This window comes from Rhodococcus sp. KRD197, from assembly GCF_017168235.1.
Lineage (GTDB): Bacteria > Actinomycetota > Actinomycetes > Mycobacteriales > Mycobacteriaceae > Rhodococcoides.
Genome location: NZ_JABFAO010000011.1, coordinates 647,671 through 667,360, shown reverse-complemented (window position 1 = coordinate 667,360; position 19,690 = coordinate 647,671). Strand labels below are relative to the sequence as shown.

Genomic DNA, 19,690 nt, shown 5'->3' with positions numbered 1-19,690 from the left:
GCTCAGGCGCAGGTGTCGTCGGCAGCGTTGGTGTAGGCGAGATTCTCCGGAAGTGCGGGAGCCTGGGTGATTCCCTGTCCTTGCACCACCTCGACCGGCTGGCCGATCGCGGCTGGCAGCGTCGTGTACCCGGGGTAGTCGGCGCCCAGGACGACCTCGATGACATCGTCGAGGCCCACCGCCTGTTCGACGATCGCTCCGGGAATGGCCGAGGCCACGGTGGCGGCTTCGGATTCCTGCCCGCCCGTGTAGCGGACGACCGTTTGCGCGGCTGTACCGACGAAGTTACCTACGTTGAGGATCTGGAATCCGTAGTTCGCCAGCTCCTCGGATGTCGTCGCGGCCACTCCGGGCATCTCGGATGCGTTGGACACCTGTATCGATACCGTCGCCGGGTCGACTGCGACCGTGGGCACGAGCGGTGCGGGCGCTGGTTCGGACGCCGGTGTCGGGGCTTTGCGTTCCTCGCCCGGCAGCGGCAGATCCTGGATTACCGCGGTGAACAACGCCTTGATGGCGCTGTCGACGGGAATCTCGTTGCCCCAGTCGTTCGTGCCGTCGGTCGGAAGCGTCAGGAATGTCACCTCGCCGGCGTCGACGTTCTGCAGCGAGCGTCCGAGCGTGATCAAGTCCTGAGTGCCGACATTCTCGACGAACGTGTCGCGGGTGAACGCGTTGACGAAGCCGTTGAGCTTGCCGGGATCGAGGAGCACGTTGTTCGACAGCGCCGAACGTAGCAGGGAGGACAGGAAAAGCTGCTGACGCTTGATCCGCCCGTAGTCGCCGTTGCCCTCGGACTCGACGTAACGCGCGCGTACGTAGTTCAGCGCCGTCCTGCCGTCGATCAGTTGTTCCCCGGCAGTGGGCAGAACAGTACCGAGTTGGTAGTCCACGAGGGGCTCGACGGTGCAGACCTCCACGCCGCCGATCTCGTCGACCATCGTCTCGAAACCGGCGAAGTCCATGCCGACGAAGTGTCCGATTTTGAGGCCGGAGATCTTCTGGATCGTTTTGACCAGACACTTGGGGCCGCCGAGCGCGTAGGTTGCGTTGAGCTTGTCGCCCTCTGCGGAGGGGTACATCTCGCCGGTGTAGGTGTTGGTGTTGTTGTCGAAGCCCTCGCACTCGGGTCGCTCGACGTCGAGATCTCGCGGGAACGAGACTGCGACGACGCGGCTGCGATCGGCAGGGATGTTGATGAGCATGACGGTGTCGGATCGGGCGCCTTCGGCATCTTCGACGGAGCCGGCGCCGATCTCCCCGCTGGCTCCTGCTCGAGTGTCCGTGCCGACGATCAGGAAGGTTTCGTCACCGTACTGTCCATCGGCGTCGATGACGTCGGCCGAGTTCGGGTCCAGTGCGGCCACCTGTGCGAACCCGCGATCGGTGTTGCGCAGATAACCCCAGACAACCCCGGTGAGCGCCACCGCGAGGATGGCGACTATCGAGACACAACCGCGCGCGATGGTGCGGATCCGGTTTCGCCGACGCACTTTGCTCATTGCCAGGCGCGTGAGAGCCGGCCGATCCTCGACGGCGACACCGACGGGCTGGGGTCGCGCGGTCACCGGGCGTGGTGTGCTCGCAGTGATCGGAGCGATCTTTTCGGTGGGAGCCTCGACTTCCGGCGCCGGGCGGCTGCCCGGCGCCCGGACGTCCTCGGGCCGTGACCACCGTTGGGGCTTCGCGGTCGGGGAAGAGTCCGGTCGGTGGATTCTCGAGATCGGGCGTTCCCAGGGTGCACGGCTTTCGGGCACAGGGGAGTTCGAATCTCGATCGTCACTCACGGATTCGAACCTTGCCTTCCTCGCGCTCACCGACGCCGAGACCCGGCGATCTCGCAATGATACTGGCGAATCCGCTGCGGTCCACTTCGCTCACGGTCTATCGCCCGTACAGGCAGCTCAGCCGCCCGAGTGCATCAGATCTGCGCCGGCGGGGACGGATATGTCCTCGGGGTCGTCCAGCCAGCCGTCGGGAAGTGAGACTGCGCCGGGGGAGCCTTGCCTGCCTCGGGGGCCTTCGGCATCTTTGGGGAACGGAATGGTCGGATCGAGTTGCCCGAGGAGCCCGTCCAGTTCGGCGAGCGTCTTGACCAACGCCATGGAGACACGAATGTCCGACCCGGCCGGGAACCCGCGCAGGTACCAGGCCACGTGTTTGCGCAGCTCGCGCAGGCCTTTGTCCTCACCGTGGTGATCGGCCAGCAGCTCGGCGTGACGCCGAATGATCGTGGCAACCTCTCCCAGGGTCGGCGGTGTCGGCTCCTCTCGGCCGGCGAAGCGAGCGCTGAGCTCGGCGAACAGCCACGGCCGTCCGAGGCATCCCCGACCGACTACGACGCCGTCGCATCCGGTTTCGGCCATCATCCGGACGGCGTCGGAGGCGGAGAAGATGTCGCCGTTGCCGAGTACCGGAACGTCGGTGACATGTTCCTTGAGCCGTGCGATCTGAGTCCAGTCCGCGGTCCCGGAGTAGCGCTGCGATGCGGTTCTGGCGTGCAACGCCACAGCTGCGGCCCCTTCTCCGGCCGCGATCCGTCCGGCGTCGAGGTGTGTGTGGTGCTCGTCGTCGATTCCGACGCGGAACTTGACGGTCACCGGAATGTCGGTGCCCTCGGTGGCCTTGACAGCGGCGGCGACGATCCGTCCGAACAGGTTCCGCTTGTATGGCAGGGCCGCTCCGCCGCCCTTGCGAGTGACCTTGGGCACCGGGCAGCCGAAGTTCATGTCGATGTGGTCGGCGAGATTGTCATCGACGATCATCTTGGCGGCGGCGTAGGTGGTGTCGGGATCGACCGTGTAGAGCTGCAGCGAGCGCGGCGATTCGGTCGGCCCGAAGGTGGTCATGTGCATCGTCGCGGGCTGGCGCTCGACGAGTGCGCGAGCGGTCACCATCTCGCAGACGTACAGCCCGGATGTGCTGCCCGCGCGCGCGATCTCCTGTTCACGGCACAGCGTGCGGAACGCGACGTTGGTCACGCCCGCCATGGGTGCGAGCACCACCGGACTTCTCAGCTCGAGGGAGCCGATTCGTAGTGCAATGGGATCGGTCGCAGTCATGACAGGTGGTGCCTCGTTCGTTCTCGGGTTCGCAGGCGTGCGCCTACGAGTCGCGCCCGACACCGAGTACGGTGCCGGGCACGGATCGATCGTGCGGATCGACTCAGGAAGCCTGCTTGGCTGCCTTGGCCGCTTCGCGGGCGAGGGAGCGGTCGCGCATCTCCTCGAACTTGGTTGCTTGGCGCTCGAGGTCTTCGAGGAAGACAGCGAGTTCCTCGCGCTTGCTCTCACCGCGGCCGGTGAAGTCCTCACGCTCGAAGATGCGCCACTTGCGCAGGACCGGCCAGACGACGTCCTCGAGGTGCTGACGCAGATCGTAGATGCCGTGCTTGGCCATGAGTACACCGTTGCGACGGAAGTTCGGCATACCGGCACCGGGCATCTGGAAGTTCATGACGATGTCGGAGAGGGCCTCGAGCGTCTGATCCGGTGCGATATCGAGCGCTGCCGCGCTGATGTTGCGGTAGAAGATCATGTGCAGGTTCTCGTCGGCAGCGATGCGCTGGAGCATCCGGTCCGCGATCGGGTCGTCGCACACCTTGCCGGTGTTGCGGTGCGAGACGCGCGTCGCCAATTCCTGGAACGTCACGTACGACACCGAATGCAGCAACCCGGTCTCGGATCCGGCGGGCGAGGCGAACCCGTTGGTCATATGGATCATGCGGGCCTGCTCGAGCGCGACGGGGTCGACGCCGCGGGTGACGACGAGGTAGTCGCGCATCACGATGCCGTGGCGGTTCTCCTCCGCCGTCCACCGTCCCACCCAGGTGCCCCACGCACCGTCCCGCGAGAAGTTCTCCGCGATCTCACGGTGGTAGGAGGGCAGATTGTCCTCGGTGAGCAGGTTGGTGACCATCGCGGCTTTGGCGACGTCGGAGAGCTTGCTCTGAGCCGGGTCGTAGTCCACCCCACCCAGCTCGGCGAAGTTGCGGCCCTCGTCCCACGGCACATAATCGTGGGGGTGCCACTCCTTGGCCATGGACATGTGCCGGTTCACGTTGTCCTCCGCAACCGGAACGAGCTCCTCTAGCAGCTCCAGCTGTGTCAGGTCCCTCGCCATTGCATAGCCTCCAAGAATTGCGGATATCGTTGCCCAGCCTACGGCACCGTAACCCGCTCGAACACGAGGTGAGTTACGCGAGTCACAGCCGCCAGCCGGGCTCTGTGTGGGTTTCGATTCGGGTTCGGTTTCGTTCCCCCGTGGCAGTTCGTTCTCCACTGCCCAACCGTTACCGAGTGTACGACCGGACACCTCCAGGGTGGCCCGGGTACAGCTGTCGATCTGCTGTGTATCTCGTGGCGATGGTGCCCCCAGTAGGACTCGAACCTACGACCTGCGGATTAAAAGTCCGTAGCTCTACCAACTGAGCTATAGGGGCGCGGATCGAAAGTGTAGTGGGTGCGCCCGCGCGACGGGCACACCCCCGTCGGTACGCGCGCGTACCAGTCGGATCGGCTCACCGTCCGAAGCTGCTGCAGCCCTCGGGTGCCGGTATTCCTGCGAGCCTGTCGTCGATCCATCGGTGCGACCCGGGCACGCCCGACAGGGCGACGATCACGTGTTCGCCCGCGTACAGCTCGAGCCTTACCTCGGCCCCGTTCGCGCACCATTCGTCGTACAGGCGTTCGGCGCCTTCTCGGGGAATCCAGAACTCGTGCTGGCCCTGGTAGATGAAGACGGGGGTCGTGGGCGCGAGATCCCCGCCCATTCGGGTGTGCCGGATGACTTCCTCGGCGATGGGCGTTCTGTCCACGTTCGGGACGTCGGAGAGGGCCTGAACCGGTATCGGGGCGACGACGCCGCCGGGGGCCAGGAGGGTCACGCACATGTCCTTGGCGAGCTGGGCGAGCCGTAGCCCATTGGCATTCATCAGTTGAAATATTTCTGGGTATTCGCGAGCAACTCCCGTCACGGCGGCCAGGAACAGCGTCGACGCCCCATTCGTGCCGTTCATGGAACTGAGCAGAATGCGATAGTCCACGGGGGGACCACCGATCGCGGTGCCGACTATGTTGACGTCCGGCGCGTAGGTGGGTGCCAACTGGGCTGCCCACCCGGACGCGATGGCGCCGCCCGAGTACCCGGTCATCGCGATCGGCGATTGTGCGGGTAGTCCGAGCTCTGGAAGTCGGACCATGGCCCGCAGCGCGTCCAGTACTGCATGGCCGGCCATCCTGCCGGCCGCGTACGCCTGGCGGGGGCCCTCGTGATCGGTGACGACGACGGCGTAGTTCTTGGCGAGAAACAGTTGTACTGCGGGGATTTCCTTGGCGAGGCCGCGCGGCAGCGTCCAGGACGGTGCGCACGTGTGGCCGAGTGAGTTGATGGCCATGTTGTAGGCGACGACCGGGCGGCTTCCCGCTCCCGCCCACGGTGCTGTCGGAACGATGACGGTGGTGGCAGCGGCGACCGGTCGGTTTTTGGAATCGGTGGTTCGATACAGGATTTGGGTCGAGTGCACCGGGGTGATCAGCGGTCCGACGGTCACGTTTCTGGTGTTCAGAACAGTTCCCGGAGGCAGTGACTCGTAACCGGGCGGCGGATCGAACCAGGGCTCGCCCAGTGGGGTGGCGGCGGCGAGTGCCGGATCCTGGCTGGGGTCGAGGAAGTCGCCGAGCGGGTCGGCAAGGGCAGCGCCCGAGTGGAACAGCGTCACAGTTGACGCTACGACGGTTGCCAGAATGATCGCCACCGAACGAACGGCGAGTCTCCGTAGGGCCATGCTCACACCTGAATTCGTAGTCATGAACGCACGCCTGTGATCTAAGTCACTTTAGATCCTCGCTGTCCGCGTGACGTGATCCGTTGCATGTCGAGCCGCAACCGTTATACGAACCCTGTCCGAGAATTAGTTCGGGGCACCGTGATCCACCGAATGTGATTTGTAATCGACTGTGCTGCTGAGGGATTCGAACTCCCTGATGCGGAACAATCCTTTTGCCCGGTATCGAGTGGCAAAAGCGTTGTGGCGCAGCTACGCAGGGGGTGGCCGCCTGTGCGCGACCGAGGCCGTTCGCGGCGGGTTGGAGTGTCGCGAGTTGGGTGTGCGATGGAGGGTCTGCAGTGGGGTGTGGCAACGCGCTGCGCGGGCGCATCGAGCCGTCTGGCGTGCGGGGTGTGATGTGTCTTTCATCTCGAAACGGCACGACCGTTCCTTTAGCGATTTACAGTCGATTCGATTTGTAAACCAAGTTTTGCCTGTTTCACGGTCTGGAGGTCGCGCGGGAAGGGGGCGACCCGAAACATGTTTGTGGCTCGAGTGCGCACCCCCTGCAGCGCACTCGAGCCGGTTGGATCATACCACTCGGATTGTTTGTTCCAGTCCGCGGAACTTGTACCGGTAACCGTTTTCACTGCAAATTCCAAGGAAGTGGTCGGTCTTTCTGTGGTGTGGTGACGTACGCTCGAATAGCGATACTGCCTGCTGATAGATGCAGGTAGCTGGGTTCGGAGGCATCAAAGCAATGGCACAACAAGAGCGCGCTCGGCGAACCCGAGCAGCAATCGTGGAGGCCGCAGCGGCGGAATTCTCGCGCCGCGGATATGCGGCCGCATCGGTGAACACCATCCTCGAGGGGTCCAACGCCACAAAGGGGGCGATGTACTTCCATTTCCAGTCGAAAGAGGATCTGGCCCGAGCGGTGCTCAGTGCTGCCCTCGACGAGTATGTCGTGATCACAGAACGATGGAATGCATCGACGCTGCATCCGTTCGCTGTGATCCGAGGCATCATCAGCGACATCGCTGGCGGATTCCAGAACAATGTGATCGTGCGGGCCGAGTTTCGGCTCATCGTCGAACCGGAGTTCTACAGCGAGGTTCAGTCCGGTGGTGGTCGCGTGTGGGGTTCGGCAGGCTACGAGCTCGCCCGGCGTGCAGAGGAGATGGGCGACCTGCGGCCCGAGTTCGGAGCCGCGAAGTTCATCAGGGTGCTGGCGGCCTCACTGGCGGGTCAGCGCTACATGGCGGACCTCGTTTCGGACAGTCGTGATCTGCGGGTCATGTTCGAGGAGTCCCTCGAGGTCGTGCTGTATGCGATGGCTAGTGAGCGGTGGCTCGAAGAGTGGAAGGTCACCGGGTGGGAGAAAAGCGACTCCGAGATCGCCGAAAGTGCATCTGACCTGCCGGTTTGAGTTTTTCCAGAAAAGTGTCCTAAGCTATGCGAGCTCCCAACGGAATGCCGTTGAGGGTAACGCCGGAGCGATTCGGCGGGCCCCCTTCGTCTAGCGGCCTAGGACGCCGCCCTTTCAAGGCGGTAGCGCGGGTTCGAATCCCGTAGGGGGTACGTAGGACACGGTCGGAATTGACAATCCGGCTGGCAGTACAGCAGTCTCTTGCAGGCTGGCGCGGTTCGATGCGGGACGAAGTCCTGCTAGAGTTCGCGGCGGCACTTTCCTCCGGGAAAAGTTACACAGCAAGGCCCTGTGGCGCAGTTGGTTAGCGCGCCGCCCTGTCACGGCGGAGGTCGCGGGTTCGAGTCCCGTCAGGGTCGCAACATCGGTTTCAGCCGACGAGCGCACAATCTTCAAATTTCACAGTATTCAAAATTGACAGTCGGCATTGTCACCGGTGCCGCCCGGCCAGGTAGCTCAGTTGGTACGAGCGTCCGCCTGAAAAGCGGAAGGTCGCCGGTTCGATCCCGGCCCTGGCCACCATTTTGTTTCTCGCGGTGTGCGCCCTCACAGATGCGGCACCCCGGTTCATCCATCCGATCGCTAGGCTGTCCTGGTGGACGTGATCGATGAGGCCCAGCAAGACCTGGCCGGTGGAAACCTGACACGAGCCCGGGACCGGTTGCTTGCCGCACTTCGGACGAATCCTGCGTCCCAACCCGTACTCGATCTGCTCGCCTACACCTACCTGCTCATGGGGGACCGCGCCTCTGCCGGTGCGGCCTGGTTTCTCACTGCCAAGGCCGACGACGACCCGACGGCCTCAGCCGCGTTCCAAGCGCTGGAAGCGACACATCGGTCCCCGATCGCACTCGCGCGTGCTCTGCCGATCAACGCACCGTCCGAGTACTACCCACACCGCGCCCGCGCGCGATTGGAGCGGTTGACGACGGCAGTGCGCGCAAACGGCCAGGACTGGGTGCCGCCGCGCGACACCGTCTACTTCGACGACGTCGGCGTCGATGCCGACGACTTCGTCGACGACGACTTCCCGAGCCCCGACGAGCGGCGAGGCGGACGGCCGCTGCAGCAGCGGGTGGTGGCCTCGCTGATCATCCTGGCGATCGTCGCCACCTCGGCCTCGGTAGTGCTGGCACTGGTGTTTTCCTAGGGCCGGTGCTTGCGACGACCGATCACGACGGGCGTAACGTTGTCGAGCGACCATCCGCACTCAGTGGCAAGGGCACCATCATCGATTCCACCCGACGTGACGACAGCTTCCGCGACGCCAACTACGCCGTGAATCTCGCACAGGCGCGACTGTTCGCTGCTGGTCTCGCAGAACATATCGAGAAGTGCTCGACCTCCATCGAGCGCGCTCAGACTCGGGCGTTCCGTGCGCGAGCGGACAAGGCGACGGCGCGCGCACGGGAACTGGAGGGGGAAGCTGCGGCTCTCCGCTCGGAGCTCTACGAGATGTACCGACAGATCGACCGCATGACCGAGCGCTTTCCGGAATTACGCGGAGACAGGGTTTTCCGAGACTGACGTGGTCCCGAGCTGTTGCGGGCCGAGCGCAGCGCCCCACTGTTCGAGTGCGATCCGGCGGGTGAACGGGTCTCGGCCGTCCTTGCCTTCGGCGAGGGTGATCACGGTGCGGGAAAGCTCGAACAGGCTGATGCGATTGTCACGCGCAGTGGCGAACAACTGGTTCACCGCCTCCGTCACGCTGGTGCCGCACCGTCCGACCAGAACGCCGGTAGCGATATCGACGTCGGTGCGTGATGCGGTTCCGCGAGCCACCGTCGTATCGGCGCTTCTGTCTGTCATGAACTACCTCGTCGGCTCGTGTGGGCGGTGACAGTACCGAGCCGGACATCAGGCGCGGGAGCGCCCACTCTGCCACACGGTCACGACCGAAAGGTTGCGCAGGGACTACGAATCGGTGGGTCGCGCGCGAACGTGCATCCGTTCGCCCTGGGGGCCGAAAAGGCTGAGGACTTCGACGGGCCGATCGTCCATGGCGCCGAACCAGTGCGGTACACGGGTGTCGAACTCGGCGGCTTCGCCTGGTTTCATGACGATATCGTGTTCGCCCAGTACCAGGCGCAATGTGCCGTTGAGGACGTAGAGCCACTCGTAACCCTCGTGCACGCGCGGTTTCGGCTCCCGCCGGCCCGGATCGACGATCATCTTGTACGCCTGCATTCCACCCGGTCGGCGCGTCAGCGGAAGGATCGTGACGTGTTCTCGGCGAACCGGGGTGGATTTGACCCTGGGATCCTCGACGGCAGGCGCGCTGACGAGTTCGTCCAATGGGATCTGATGTGCACGTGCGATGGGCAGTAGCAGTTCGAGACTCGGTTTACGGTCGCCGGACTCGAGCCGAGACAACGTCGAGACGGAAATGCCGGTGGTATCGGCAAGAGCGGCGAGAGTTGTTCCGCGTTCGGTGCGCAGCGCGCGCAGCCTCGTGCCGACCGCGGCGACCACCTCGTCGATGTTCTCGCCGGGCTTCGTCATGTACCTATTGCAGTTTTGGCAACGTAGTTTGTCAAGTTGTGTGGCCGCCCGATCCTGTCCGTCGTGTTTTGGACGAAATCCGATACCAGCGCCTTGCCGGCACCCATACTCGTACCGTGACCAGGAAAGACCGGTGACCAGCAAGACCGCATCCACGCGCGTACGTGTCCGTCACTCGCGTGTCCTTCGAGATGTCTACGGCAGTACCAGTGCCGAGGCATTTATGATCATTGCCGTCGTGACAATTCTGGTCACCCGCACCTATCTCGAAATAACTCACTTCCCGCAGGTGGGCGGCGAGACTCTGCACATCGCCCACGCGCTCTACGGCGGCGCGTTGATGATGCTTGCACTCCTCCTGGGATGGATGTTTCTCGGATTCGGAGTGCGCGCCGTTGCTGTGGTGCTCGGTGGCATCGGATTCGGATTGTTTCTCGACGAAGTGGGCAAGTTCGTCACCAAGGACAACGACTATTTCTACGGTCCGTCCTCGGAGATCATGTACGTCCTGGTGGTGATCGTTCTGGTCGCCAACCGTGTCGTCCGCGATGTGCGACGGCCATCGCACGAGGAGACGCTGGCCAACGCAGCTGCCATCGCGGCGCAGGGCATCACGCGTGGTCTGCCCGAACATCGTCGCGCCTGGGCTTTGCGCATGGTGGACCGCGCCGAGGCCGAGGGCGCCGAGCCCGAGACCGTTGCCGGTCTGCGGTTGCTGCTCGGGAACTGCAAGCCAGGTAGATCGCGGCTTTACGACGCCCGGCAGTTTGCGCCGAGGCTGATCCCCGGGTTCTTCAAGAGCCCCCGGTGGATTCCTGTGGTTGCCTGGGCGCTGACGGTGGCGGCGTTCGTCGGTGTCGTGTTCGGCGTGGTCGAGTTGGTCTTGGGCGACCTGCATCTGGAGTCGACGGATACGACGATCGACGTGGACGAGATGGGTATCGCGAGCGGAATCATGTTCTTGACCTCGACGCTGACGTTCGTGTTGGCGTTTCCGGCGGCCCTTCGTTTGCGGAACGGGAAGCTGTGGCCGCTGCGCACGCTTCGCATCGCTGCGCTGATCTACACCATGCTGGGCGCGCTGGTCGATTTTGCGCAGGAAGGCTTTTACGCGTTGATCGGTGTCGCACTCGGATTGTTCGCCATGGCGGTGCTCTCGCACCGTATTGCGGTGCGTACCAGCGAGATCGCGGAGGACAGCGCCGCCCGCGGTGACGTTCTGTCTATGCCCGAGTAGGTAGTTCGAGCTTGCGGTTGCTGACGAACGTGCGCTCGCGGCCGGTGAACGGATCTCGGAACGAAATCGACCGCGCGAGCAGGCGAAGCGGATTCGAGTAGTCGTCGCCGGCAACGTCGTAGAAGTCTGGGTAGAAGTTGTCTCCCAGGATGGGTATCCCCAGAGAATTCATGTGCAGACGAAGTTGATGCGTGCGTCCGGTTTTCGGGTGCAACGTGTACATGCCGTGTCGGCCGTCGTGCTCGGACAGCTCCAGGAAGGTCTCCGCGTTCGGTTCGCCCGGAACTTCCTCGGCCCGAAGGACGCCGCGTTCCTTGATCATCCGGCTGCGGACCGTTCGAGGCAATTCGAGATCGGGGTCGTAGCGTGCGACGGCGTCGTAGATCTTGGTGACAGCCCGCTCGGCGAAAAGCTCCTGATAGGCCCGTCGGACGTCGGGACGGACGGTGAAGATGAGCACCCCGGCAGTCAGTCGATCGAGTCGGTGCGCGGGACTGAGCTCGGGCAGATCGAACCGCCGGCGCAACAGGACCAGCGCCGAGCGGGCGATATAGGCCCCGCGCGGCATCGTCGCGAGGAAATGTGGCTTGTCGATCACCAGTATGTTCTCGTCGTGGTGCACGATCTCTATCGGAAACGGCACCACCGGCTCGACGGGCGGATCGCGGTAGAGATAGATGTCGCTGCGCGGCACCAACGGCGAATTCTCCGTCAGGGCTTGCCCATCGGCGTCGACGACCTCTCGCGCATTCAGCTTGTATCTCAGGCGCGACTCGTCCTGCGGGAATCTGGCGACGAGGTACTCGAGCACCGTGCCGAACGGCGAGTCCTCGGGCATTCGGATACGGGTCGGACCGAGGCCATCGCGCACGGGGAGGGGGACGCGTCGGGCCATGACCTGAACTGTATCGGCCTCGTGCATGGACGCGCGAAAAGTGTGGATGGTTGCCGTAGGCGACAACCATCCACACATGTCGCGGAGCGTCGTCAGATCGAGACGATCATCTTCCCGGTGTTCTCACCGCGGAGCAGCCCGATGAACGCCTTCGGAGCATTCTCCAGACCGTCGACGACGGTCTCGTCCCACTCGACGACACCGTCGGCGAGCCATTGGGCCATCTTTTCGCCGAACTCTCCGGCGAGGTGGTTGTAGGACCCGACGATGAAGCCCTTCAACGTGAGCTCCTGGCCGATGGCCAGGGCCAGGTTGCGCGGGCCCGGTGTCGGTTCGGTGGCGTTGTACTGAGAGATCGCACCGCACAGGGCGAATCGCGCATACTTGTTGGCGCTCCCGATCGCAGCTTCGAGGTGTTCGCCGCCGACGTTGTCGAAGTACACATCGATGCCGTCCGGTGCGGCTTCTGCCAACTGCTTGCGTACCGGTCCGTCGTGATAGTCGAACGCAGCGTCGAATCCGAGTTCGCGCAACCGCTTCACCTTCGCCGGCGAACCGGCGCTGCCGATGACGCGAGAAGCGCCGAGCGCCTTGGCGATCTGGCCGACGAGTGAGCCCACCGCACCGGCGGCGCCGGAGACGAAGACGGTGTCACCCTCCTTGAACTGCGCGACGGAAGTCAGTCCGGCATAGGCTGTGAGGCCGGTCATTCCGAGAGCGCCAAGGTAAGCGGAGGCCTTGGCCTTGCTCAGGTCGACTTTTCGTGCCGACTTGGCGGGCAGGATCGCGAGATCCCGCCAACCCTTACCGTGTGACACTGCGTCGCCGACGGCAAATGCGTCCGAACGTGATTCGACGACCTCGCCGACCGCGCCGCCATCGAGCGGTGCGTCGAGTGCGAACGGAGGAACATACGACTTGACGTCGTTCATCCTTCCGCGCATGTACGGATCGACGGACATGACGGTGTTGCGAACGAGGATTTGACCGTCCTCGAGCGGCGGGAGCTCGGTGACGACGGTACGGAAGTTGTCCGAAACGGGTTCACCGGTGGGACGGGAGGCAAGGTGAATTTCTGTGGCTTTCATGTTCATTCCCATTTCAGTCGTCTGTGACGGTTACTGTGACGTCGATGTTTCCGCGCGTCGCATTGGAGTACGGGCAGACCTGGTGGGCCTTGTCCGCGAGGGCCTGGGCTTCGTCGTGTCCGAGCTTGGGGAGCGTCACCTCGAGTGTCACTTCGAGCGCGAATCCGCCCGCGTCGTTGGGGCCGATGCCGACTCGGGCGCCGACGGAGGAATCGGTGATGTCGGCCTTGTTCTGGCGGGCGACCATCTGCAACGCCGAGTGGAAGCAGGCAGCGTAGCCGGCAGCGAACAGTTGCTCGGGGTTGGTGCCCTGCCCGCTGCCGCCCATCGCCTCGGGGATGGCGAGATCGAAGTCGAGCCGGCCGTCCGAACTGCGTGTTCTTCCGTTGCGGCCTTCGCCGGTTGCCAGAGCTTCGGCTGTGTACACAGTCTTCATGAGGGGTTGCCTTCCGTTGTACCGGGGTCGGTTGTGTGAACTGCGGTGCTGTGAAGCGCGGTGGTCAGCGCGACCAACGCGTCGCGGAGTTTTTCCAGATCTGCGACAGCCATGCCGGTCTTGCCGGCCAGCTGCCTGGGAATGTCCAGCGCCTGCTGACGCAACGCGCTTCCGGCGTCGGTCAGGTGAATCTCGACGCGGCGCTCGTCGGTGACGAGGCGTCGCCGCTCGATGAAGCCCAGTCGCTCGAGTCGTTTGAGCAGAGGCGAGAGCGTGCCGGTGTCGAGATCGAGTGCGGCACCGATCTCGCGGACACCGCGGCCGTCCTTCTCCCACAGGACCAGCAGAACCAGGTACTGCGGGTACGTGATGCCGAGGCGTTCGAGCATCGGGCGATACACCGCGGTGGTAGCCCGCGATGCGGAGTACAGCGCGAAGCACACCTGGCGATCGAGCGCGAGTTCGTTGGTCACGCCAACTACGGTAGTGCACGGTTAAGTTGTGCGCAACCTTTATGTGGATGCCAGCGCCTCAGCGCGTCAGGGTTTCGGTGAGTCTTTCGAGCACGATGGTGGCTGCGGTGGGACCTGCGTTGAGATACCACGGGTCGTCCTCGACCGAGACGACGTGCTCCGCTGTCGACGCGCTCATTCCGGTCCAGAGCGGATTGGAGGTGAACGCCTGGGCCTTGGAGCCTGGGCCGGTGTCCTGGCTGCCGACGAAGACCCAGTCGGCATCGGCGAGCTGGATCTGCTCCTCGCTGAAGTCCTGGCTGGTCTTGTCGAACTGCTGACTCGCTGGGCGGGCCAGGCGTGCGTCCCAGGCGATGAACCCGGCGAAGGATGCCGTGCCGAATACCCGGGCGCGGTCCGCGTTGAAGCGCACGAACGAGACGGTCGGCGCATCGGCGCTCAGTTCTTCACCGAGATCGGTTGCTCGCGAGGCAAATTCGTCGAGGAAAGTCTGCGCTTGCGTGCTTCGTCCGACGGCATCTGCCAGGAGCAAGAAGTCTTGCTTCCAGTTCACGCCGGTGCCCTCGGTGAGCACTGTGGGGGCGATCGCCGACAGCGTCGGGTAAAGCTCCTCCGATCCCGCCTCGTTGGCGAGGATCAGATCCGGCTCGAGCGCTGCGATTGCCTCGAGGTTGGGCGACTGGCGAACTCCGACATCGACGAAATCGACCATGCGGTCGACGTATTCCGGAAACTCGCGCTCGAGATACTCCGGAACGAGGCCCGCGCCGTCTCCATAGGCGACGCCGACAGGCACGACGCCCAGGGTGAGCGCCGCATCGAGTTGGCCGGTTGCGATCACGACGACGCGCTCAGGCTCGGCCGGGATGTCGGTGGATCCACCGAAATGACCTACTGTGCGCGGGAATACGCCGTCGTCGACACCGGGCGAGCCCATGCCGTCGGGCATGCCCGACGGGCCGGGTGCGTCCGTGGTCGGCACGCTCGCGCTCGCTGTTGTGGTTACCGGTTCGGTGGTCTCGATGTCACCGGATCCGCAGGCGCCGACGAGGGCTACCGCCATGGTGATGGACAGTACGAGTGGTAGTCGTTTCACAGGTCCTCTTCTGATGGTGTTGGAGTGAGGTAACGCTATCCTGATTTGACTCGTCTGGTGAATTTCAGCGTCGCGAGGTAGGGCGGCGGAACCACCCGCGCACCGACGCCGAATGGGCCGGTGTTAGCCTTCTGCCCATGCAGCGCGGATATTTTTGGTTTAGCAGGCCGGCCCCGGGTGGGTCAGCCAGCGACGCCATGCGCTGAAGCCCCCACCCCACGAGCCGGATGCAGACCGGCTCGAAGCGCGCGTGGAGCTCACCGAGAGCCGGTCTGGGAAAGTAGAAGATCCCATGACAATCGAGATCAACCCGACCGATACCGCACTGGACGACCAGCGCACCATCAGCATCAGCCCCCTCGTCGCCCCGTCTCTGCTGCGCCGCGAGCACGCCGCGGACGACGCCGTGTCGGCGACCGTGCGGCGCGGCCGCGACGGAGTCGTCGACATCCTCGACGGGCGCGACGACCGACTGATCGTCATCGTCGGGCCGTGCTCGGTGCACGACACTGCTGCCGCGATGGACTACGCCCGCAAGCTCGCGGTGAAGGCGACCGAACTAGGTGACCGGCTGCACATCGTCATGCGCGTCTACTTCGAGAAGCCGCGCACGACGCTGGGCTGGAAGGGTCTGATCAACGACCCGCATCTCGACGGCTCGTTCGATATCAACTCGGGACTGCGCGTGGGGCGCCAGCTTCTGGTCGACATCTCTGCGCTGGGCCTGCCGGTGGGATGCGAGTTCCTCGATCCGATCACTCCGCAGTACATCGCCGACCTCGTCAGCTACGGCGCCATCGGTGCACGTACCGCGGCCAGTCAGGTGCACCGTCAACTCTGCAGCGCACTGTCGATGCCCGTCGGTATCAAGAACTCGACCGAGGGCGATGTCCAGGTAGCGGTCGACGGAACGCGGGCGGCAGCGTCGAGCCACGTTTTCCCGGGAACCGATCTCGACGGCCAGGCCGCGTTGATCCGCACCACCGGAAACCCCGACTGTCACGTCATCCTCCGCGGCGGCACCGACGGACCGAACTACGACGCCGCGTCGGTGGCCGATACCGTTGCGCGCCTGCGCAAGAGCAATCTGCCCGAGCGCCTCGTGATCGATGCGAGCCACGGCAACAGCCGCAAGGATCACAACAAGCAGGTCGACGTCGTGACCGATGTCGCGCGTCGTCTCGCCGAGGGTGAGGCGGGTATCAGCGGCGTCATGTTGGAGAGCTTCATCGAGGCGGGGCGTCAGGATCTGACCCTCGGCCACAAGGACGAGCTGACGTACGGTCAGTCGATCACCGATGCGTGCCTCGACTGGGAGACCACGGCGACCCAGCTGGACACTCTCGCCGACGCCGTCGCTCGCCGCCGCGAGCAGCGGCAGGGTTAACGCACGCCGCGCGGCCGGAACTGAACGCTCACGCGTGGGCCGGTCGCGCGGGTGCTCTTGGGGACGGCGTGTTCCCACGTTCGTTGGCACGAGCCACCCATGACGATGAGGTCGCCGTGTCCGAGGGTGAATTTGAGTGATGCTCCGCCGCCGCGTGGTCTGAGCATCAGTTGCCGGGTGGCGCCGAGCGAGAGAATTGCGACCATCGTGTCCTCGACGGCGCTGCGGCCGATGTTGTCGCCGTGCCATGCCACGCTGTCCGATCCGTCGCGGTAGTAGCACAGGCCGGCTGTGGCGAACTCCTCGCCGAGTTCGGGTCGATAGTGCGCATCGAGCGCGCCTTTCGCGTCGACGAGGGCCGGGTCGGGCCACCGTTCGCTACTCGAGTAGAAGCGGACCAGGCGCGGAACGTCGACGACGCGGTCGTACATCTGGCGCCGTTCTGCGCGCCAGTCGACACCGTCGACGAGTCGGTCGAAGAGGTCGACTTGGCTCGCCCAGCCCGGTCGCACGTCGACCCATGCGCCGCGGCTCAGCATGCGCCGAGTGACCGAGGACCCGAGTTGTCCGAAGGGTGCCTCTGCATCGGTGAACAGCGATCCCTGCAGTTCCACGCTCATGCGGACCACAGTAGCGCTATTCGAACATACGTTCCAGCCTTATCGACTTGCTGTCGTAGCCCTGCCCTATCGTGGGTGCATGGGACTTCAGGTGCAGGTGGTAGTCGACAGCAGAAACCCTCATGAGCAGGCCAAATGGTGGGCTGCCGCCCTCGGATGGCAAGTCGAGCCGTCCGACGGCGAGTTCATTGCCGGCCTTGTTGCTGCCGGCCATGCCCGCGAGGAGGACACATTGATGTTCGATGGGCAACTGGTGTGGAGGATCGGCGCCGCAATCATCGACCCGGACAAACCCGACAGTCCGCGTGTTCTCTTTCAGTCGGTGCCCGAGGAGAAATCCGTCAAGAATCGTATGCACTTCGACATTCGGGCCGGTGAAGACCGCGAGTCGGTGGCTCAGAATCTCGTCGGGGCAGGGGCTTCGATCCTCCACCGTGGGCAACTGGGGCCCAGCGTCTGGATCACCATGGCAGACCCGGAGGGCAACGAGTTCTGCGTGGGCTAGCGATACGCACCGGGGGTTTGCCCGGTCCATCGCTTGAACGCTCGTCTGAACGAGGACGGTTCCGAGAAGCCGAGCCTGCTGGAGATGTCGTCGACCGAGTCGCCGCGGCTCAGGCCCGAGATCGCTGCATCGCGCAGCACCTCCTCGCGAATCTGATTGACCGAGGTGCCTTCCTGGCGAAGAAGTCTGCGCAGGTGCGCCGCGCTCACCGAGAGCATGTCGGCGATGTCGTCGGTCGCCGGGTTTCGGCCCTGTAGCCCGAGTTCGAGTGCCCGCCGAACCTGCGAGGAGGCTGTGCTGTCGTAGTCGCGGGCGGTGAAGAGGAGGTTGGGTGACTCGCGGAGGTAGTCCGCGAGGGACTCCTCGGTCTGCACGATCGGGGCGCGCATCGCGGAATTGTCGAATTCGAGCACCGCAGCGGGAGCGCCGAACGTGACGTGTGCGCCGAACATTCGGTCGTACAGCTTTCCGGTTGCCGGGTCGGCCATGTCGTAGGGGAGCTCCACAGAGTGGAGCTTCACCCGTCCGCCGATCAGCCAAGCAGCAAAACGGTGCACCAGGACCATGCGGAAGTCGGTGAGCAGTTGTCCGGCGATGACGCGGGCACTCTCGGGGAGGTGGCTGTTGTCGGCGGGCGGGATCGTCAGCCGTGTCGCGGTCTCACCGCGGGTGATCAGCATCGGCGGCATACCCGAGAGAACTCGCGTGGTCTCCGACATCCGTTCCATTGCCGCTGCCAGGTCGGGCGAGTGGATCAGCGTCAGGCAGATCACTCGAAAGCTGCCGCGACGCATGGGTGTCGACGCCAGGCCGAAGAGTTCGTCGTCGGTGAGCTGCCACGTAGCCTGGGTGAACAACGTCACTTGTTCTGCGGTGAGCCGAGAATGGGGGTCCCGCAATGTGCGCGGGCCGATTCCGGCGACCGACAGTGGATAGGACAGGTCGACGCCACCGCTCGCGGCAAGCGAGACAGCTTTGACGACGAAGTCGGCGGGAATGGTCCGTGGGGTCATCGTCGGCTCAAAGTTCGAGCAGCCGCTCGGCTGCTTCGTCGAGCACATCGTCCTTTTTGCAGAACGCGAAGCGCACCAGCGTCTTCCATGGCTCGGGCTGGTCCACGAAGGCAGTAACGGGCACAGCTGCGACACCGATGCGAGCGGGAAGCGACCGGCAGAAGGCGACGGCGTCGGTCTCGCCGAGTGGGGCCACGTCGGCGCATACGAAATAGGTTCCCGCGCTTGCCTTCACCGTCAAACCGGCCTTCGTGAGCGAGGTCGAGAGGCGGTCCCGTTTGCGTTGTAGCCCGCGGCGGAGCTCGGCGACCCATTGATCCTCGTGCTCGAGGGCGTGCGCGACTGCGGGTTGAAACGGGGTGCCGCCGACGAACGTCATGAACTGCTTTGCCGAGCGCACCGCGTCGATGAGATTCGCCGGGCCCAGAGCCCATCCGGTCTTCCAGCCGGTTGCGTTGAATGTTTTCGCCGCGCTGGAGACGGTGACGGTGCGCTCGAACATGCCGGGGAGCGTCGCGAGCGGTACATGTTCAGGAGTGGAGCCTGCGGAATGACCAGAGGATGGCCCGTCGAAGATCAAGCGTTCGTACACCTCGTCGGTGAGTACCAGAAGGTTGTGTTTGCAAGCGATTTCGGCGATACGGGTGAGTTCGGCGCGGGTGAAGACGGTTCCTGTCGGGTTGTGTGGTGAGTTGACGATCAGCAGTGTGGTGTCAGGGCCGATGGCGCGTTCGAGTGCATCGAGATCGACGGCGTAACCCGATCCGTCCGCCACGAGGGGGACTGTCCTGCGTCGGGCACCGGCGAGTGCGATCGCTGCCGCGTACGAGTCGTAATACGGTTCGATCAGCAGTACTTCGTCACCTGCCTCGACGAGCCCGAGTATCGCGGCCGCGATGCCTTCGGTTGCGCCCACGGTGACCAGAATTTCGGTTGCGGGGTCGTACTGGATGTTCGATCGACGGGCGCGGTCGGCGGCTATGGCATCGCGCAGCACCGGCATGCCGGCTCCGGGCGCGTACTGATTGAGGCCTGCTGCGATAGCGTCCTGCGCCGCGGCGAGCATGGACGCGGGCCCGTCGGTGTCGGGGAACCCCTGTCCGAGGTTGACTGCACCCGTTGCGACGGCCAGTGCGGTCATCTCGGCGAAAACGGTCGATCCGAAGGGACGGAGACGTTCGACGGTTCGGTTGGGCAGCTCCGCGGACATTATTGCAGCGTAGCTGGTGTCACATTCTGGGC

The 19,690-nt window shown here is 64.3% G+C and carries 20 protein-coding genes and 4 tRNA genes; 9 read left to right on the top strand and 15 right to left on the bottom strand.

Annotation, left to right across the window (positions count from 1 at the left end; all coding sequences use genetic code 11):
• Positions 1-2: 2 nt before the first annotated feature.
• The 5 genes from J1M86_RS18965 to J1M86_RS18945 form a co-directional block, all read right to left on the bottom strand.
• A complete protein-coding gene (locus J1M86_RS18965) occupies positions 3-1,757 on the bottom strand; it encodes an LCP family protein (RefSeq protein ID WP_206511131.1) in 1,755 nt (584 codons plus the stop codon).
• Between the two features lie 147 nt (positions 1,758-1,904).
• A complete protein-coding gene (gene dusB / locus J1M86_RS18960) occupies positions 1,905-3,062 on the bottom strand; it encodes a tRNA dihydrouridine synthase DusB (protein WP_206510956.1) in 1,158 nt (385 codons plus the stop codon).
• A 103-nt stretch (positions 3,063-3,165) separates the two neighbouring features.
• Positions 3,166-4,122, bottom strand: a complete 957-nt coding sequence (locus J1M86_RS18955) for an acyl-ACP desaturase (RefSeq protein ID WP_075841054.1) — start codon at positions 4,120-4,122, stop codon at positions 3,166-3,168.
• 243 nt (positions 4,123-4,365) lie between these two features.
• A tRNA-Lys gene (locus tag J1M86_RS18950) sits at positions 4,366-4,441 on the bottom strand.
• A gap of 78 nt (positions 4,442-4,519) precedes the next feature.
• Positions 4,520-5,809: a lipase family protein gene (locus tag J1M86_RS18945; protein ID WP_075841055.1), complete on the bottom strand. Its 1,290-nt coding sequence runs from the start codon at positions 5,807-5,809 to the stop codon at positions 4,520-4,522.
• 718 nt (positions 5,810-6,527) lie between these two features.
• Between J1M86_RS18945 and J1M86_RS18940 the strand changes: the two genes are divergently transcribed.
• The 6 genes from J1M86_RS18940 (at position 6,528) to J1M86_RS18915 (ending at position 8,723) form a co-directional block, all read left to right on the top strand.
• Positions 6,528-7,196: a TetR/AcrR family transcriptional regulator gene (locus J1M86_RS18940; protein ID WP_075841105.1), complete on the top strand. Its 669-nt coding sequence runs from the start codon at positions 6,528-6,530 to the stop codon at positions 7,194-7,196.
• 79 nt (positions 7,197-7,275) lie between these two features.
• A tRNA-Glu gene (locus J1M86_RS18935) sits at positions 7,276-7,348 on the top strand.
• 133 nt (positions 7,349-7,481) lie between these two features.
• Positions 7,482-7,555 (top strand) — tRNA-Asp (locus J1M86_RS18930).
• 86 nt (positions 7,556-7,641) lie between these two features.
• Positions 7,642-7,718 (top strand) — tRNA-Phe (locus J1M86_RS18925).
• Between the two features lie 73 nt (positions 7,719-7,791).
• Complete coding sequence (locus tag J1M86_RS18920) at positions 7,792-8,346, top strand: DUF6584 family protein (protein ID WP_206510955.1); 555 nt, start codon at positions 7,792-7,794, stop codon at positions 8,344-8,346.
• Positions 8,347-8,351: 5 nt separating this feature from the next.
• On the top strand, positions 8,352-8,723 hold the full coding sequence (locus tag J1M86_RS18915) for a hypothetical protein (protein WP_206510954.1): 372 nt from the start codon (positions 8,352-8,354) through the stop codon (positions 8,721-8,723).
• Here the strand turns inward: J1M86_RS18915 and J1M86_RS18910 are convergent.
• Positions 8,694-9,005 carry an ANTAR domain-containing protein gene (locus J1M86_RS18910; protein WP_206510953.1) on the bottom strand — a complete coding sequence of 104 codons (312 nt, stop codon included), beginning with the start codon at positions 9,003-9,005 and terminating at the stop codon, positions 8,694-8,696. The genes J1M86_RS18915 and J1M86_RS18910 overlap by 30 nt on opposite strands.
• Before the next feature lie 105 nt (positions 9,006-9,110).
• Positions 9,111-9,698: a helix-turn-helix domain-containing protein gene (locus tag J1M86_RS18905; RefSeq protein ID WP_206510952.1), complete on the bottom strand. Its 588-nt coding sequence runs from the start codon at positions 9,696-9,698 to the stop codon at positions 9,111-9,113.
• 133 nt (positions 9,699-9,831) lie between these two features.
• Here J1M86_RS18905 and J1M86_RS18900 point away from each other — a divergent pair, with 133 nt between their 5' ends.
• A complete protein-coding gene (locus J1M86_RS18900) occupies positions 9,832-10,935 on the top strand; it encodes a hypothetical protein (protein ID WP_206510951.1) in 1,104 nt (367 codons plus the stop codon).
• Here J1M86_RS18900 and J1M86_RS18895 read toward each other — a convergent pair.
• From J1M86_RS18895 to J1M86_RS18875, 5 genes are all read right to left on the bottom strand, one after another.
• Entirely contained in the window at positions 10,922-11,830 is a 909-nt protein-coding gene (locus tag J1M86_RS18895; protein ID WP_241260205.1) for a pseudouridine synthase, read from the bottom strand. The genes J1M86_RS18900 and J1M86_RS18895 overlap by 14 nt on opposite strands.
• Positions 11,831-11,922: 92 nt before the next feature.
• Positions 11,923-12,918 (bottom strand): NADP-dependent oxidoreductase, encoded by a 996-nt coding sequence (locus tag J1M86_RS18890; RefSeq protein WP_206510950.1) that lies wholly within the window; start codon positions 12,916-12,918, stop codon positions 11,923-11,925.
• 13 nt (positions 12,919-12,931) lie between these two features.
• A complete protein-coding gene (locus J1M86_RS18885) occupies positions 12,932-13,354 on the bottom strand; it encodes an organic hydroperoxide resistance protein (protein ID WP_206510949.1) in 423 nt (140 codons plus the stop codon).
• Positions 13,351-13,827, bottom strand: coding sequence for a MarR family winged helix-turn-helix transcriptional regulator (locus J1M86_RS18880; protein ID WP_206510948.1), 477 nt, complete (start codon positions 13,825-13,827; stop codon positions 13,351-13,353). Before J1M86_RS18880 ends, J1M86_RS18885 begins: the two co-directional genes overlap by 4 nt.
• A 58-nt stretch (positions 13,828-13,885) precedes the next feature.
• Positions 13,886-14,923 (bottom strand): iron-siderophore ABC transporter substrate-binding protein, encoded by a 1,038-nt coding sequence (locus tag J1M86_RS18875; RefSeq protein ID WP_307786677.1) that lies wholly within the window; start codon positions 14,921-14,923, stop codon positions 13,886-13,888.
• A gap of 292 nt (positions 14,924-15,215) precedes the next feature.
• Between J1M86_RS18875 and J1M86_RS18870 the strand changes: the two genes are divergently transcribed.
• Positions 15,216-16,310 carry a 3-deoxy-7-phosphoheptulonate synthase gene (locus J1M86_RS18870; RefSeq protein ID WP_206510947.1) on the top strand — a complete coding sequence of 365 codons (1,095 nt, stop codon included), beginning with the start codon at positions 15,216-15,218 and terminating at the stop codon, positions 16,308-16,310.
• Here the strand turns inward: J1M86_RS18870 and J1M86_RS18865 are convergent.
• Positions 16,307-16,930 (bottom strand): alpha-ketoglutarate-dependent dioxygenase AlkB, encoded by a 624-nt coding sequence (locus tag J1M86_RS18865; protein WP_206510946.1) that lies wholly within the window; start codon positions 16,928-16,930, stop codon positions 16,307-16,309. The genes J1M86_RS18870 and J1M86_RS18865 overlap by 4 nt on opposite strands.
• Before the next feature lie 79 nt (positions 16,931-17,009).
• On the opposite strand from J1M86_RS18865, the gene J1M86_RS18860 reads away from it, so the two are divergent.
• Positions 17,010-17,435, top strand: a complete 426-nt coding sequence (locus J1M86_RS18860; protein ID WP_075841064.1) for a VOC family protein — start codon at positions 17,010-17,012, stop codon at positions 17,433-17,435.
• Here the strand turns inward: J1M86_RS18860 and J1M86_RS18855 are convergent.
• Positions 17,432-18,448 carry an AraC family transcriptional regulator gene (locus J1M86_RS18855; RefSeq protein WP_206510945.1) on the bottom strand — a complete coding sequence of 339 codons (1,017 nt, stop codon included), beginning with the start codon at positions 18,446-18,448 and terminating at the stop codon, positions 17,432-17,434. The genes J1M86_RS18860 and J1M86_RS18855 overlap by 4 nt on opposite strands.
• A 7-nt stretch (positions 18,449-18,455) precedes the next feature.
• On the bottom strand, positions 18,456-19,658 hold the full coding sequence (locus J1M86_RS18850; RefSeq protein ID WP_206510944.1) for a pyridoxal phosphate-dependent aminotransferase: 1,203 nt from the start codon (positions 19,656-19,658) through the stop codon (positions 18,456-18,458).
• Positions 19,659-19,690: the final 32 nt, after the last annotated feature.

What these genes read in the sequence shown, in the direction of transcription:
- J1M86_RS18885 (WP_206510949.1), bottom strand. Translation starts at nt 13,354, where the DNA reads ATGAAGACTGTGTACACAGCCGAAGCTCTGGCAACCGGCGAAGGCCGC.
- J1M86_RS18855 (WP_206510945.1), bottom strand. Translation starts at nt 18,448, where the DNA reads ATGACCCCACGGACCATTCCCGCCGACTTCGTCGTCAAAGCTGTCTCG.
- dusB (WP_206510956.1), bottom strand. Translation starts at nt 3,062, where the DNA reads ATGACTGCGACCGATCCCATTGCACTACGAATCGGCTCCCTCGAGCTG.
- J1M86_RS18955 (WP_075841054.1), bottom strand. Translation starts at nt 4,122, where the DNA reads ATGGCGAGGGACCTGACACAGCTGGAGCTGCTAGAGGAGCTCGTTCCG.
- J1M86_RS18890 (WP_206510950.1), bottom strand. Translation starts at nt 12,918, where the DNA reads ATGAAAGCCACAGAAATTCACCTTGCCTCCCGTCCCACCGGTGAACCC.
- J1M86_RS18910 (WP_206510953.1), bottom strand. Translation starts at nt 9,005, where the DNA reads ATGACAGACAGAAGCGCCGATACGACGGTGGCTCGCGGAACCGCATCA.
- J1M86_RS18895 (WP_241260205.1), bottom strand. Translation starts at nt 11,830, where the DNA reads ATGGCCCGACGCGTCCCCCTCCCCGTGCGCGATGGCCTCGGTCCGACC.
- J1M86_RS18940 (WP_075841105.1), top strand. Translation starts at nt 6,528, where the DNA reads ATGGCACAACAAGAGCGCGCTCGGCGAACCCGAGCAGCAATCGTGGAG.
- J1M86_RS18905 (WP_206510952.1), bottom strand. Translation starts at nt 9,698, where the DNA reads ATGACGAAGCCCGGCGAGAACATCGACGAGGTGGTCGCCGCGGTCGGC.
- J1M86_RS18860 (WP_075841064.1), top strand. Translation starts at nt 17,010, where the DNA reads ATGGGACTTCAGGTGCAGGTGGTAGTCGACAGCAGAAACCCTCATGAG.
- J1M86_RS18850 (WP_206510944.1), bottom strand. Translation starts at nt 19,658, where the DNA reads ATGTCCGCGGAGCTGCCCAACCGAACCGTCGAACGTCTCCGTCCCTTC.
- J1M86_RS18945 (WP_075841055.1), bottom strand. Translation starts at nt 5,809, where the DNA reads ATGACTACGAATTCAGGTGTGAGCATGGCCCTACGGAGACTCGCCGTT.
- J1M86_RS18870 (WP_206510947.1), top strand. Translation starts at nt 15,216, where the DNA reads ATGACAATCGAGATCAACCCGACCGATACCGCACTGGACGACCAGCGC.
- J1M86_RS18865 (WP_206510946.1), bottom strand. Translation starts at nt 16,930, where the DNA reads ATGAGCGTGGAACTGCAGGGATCGCTGTTCACCGATGCAGAGGCACCC.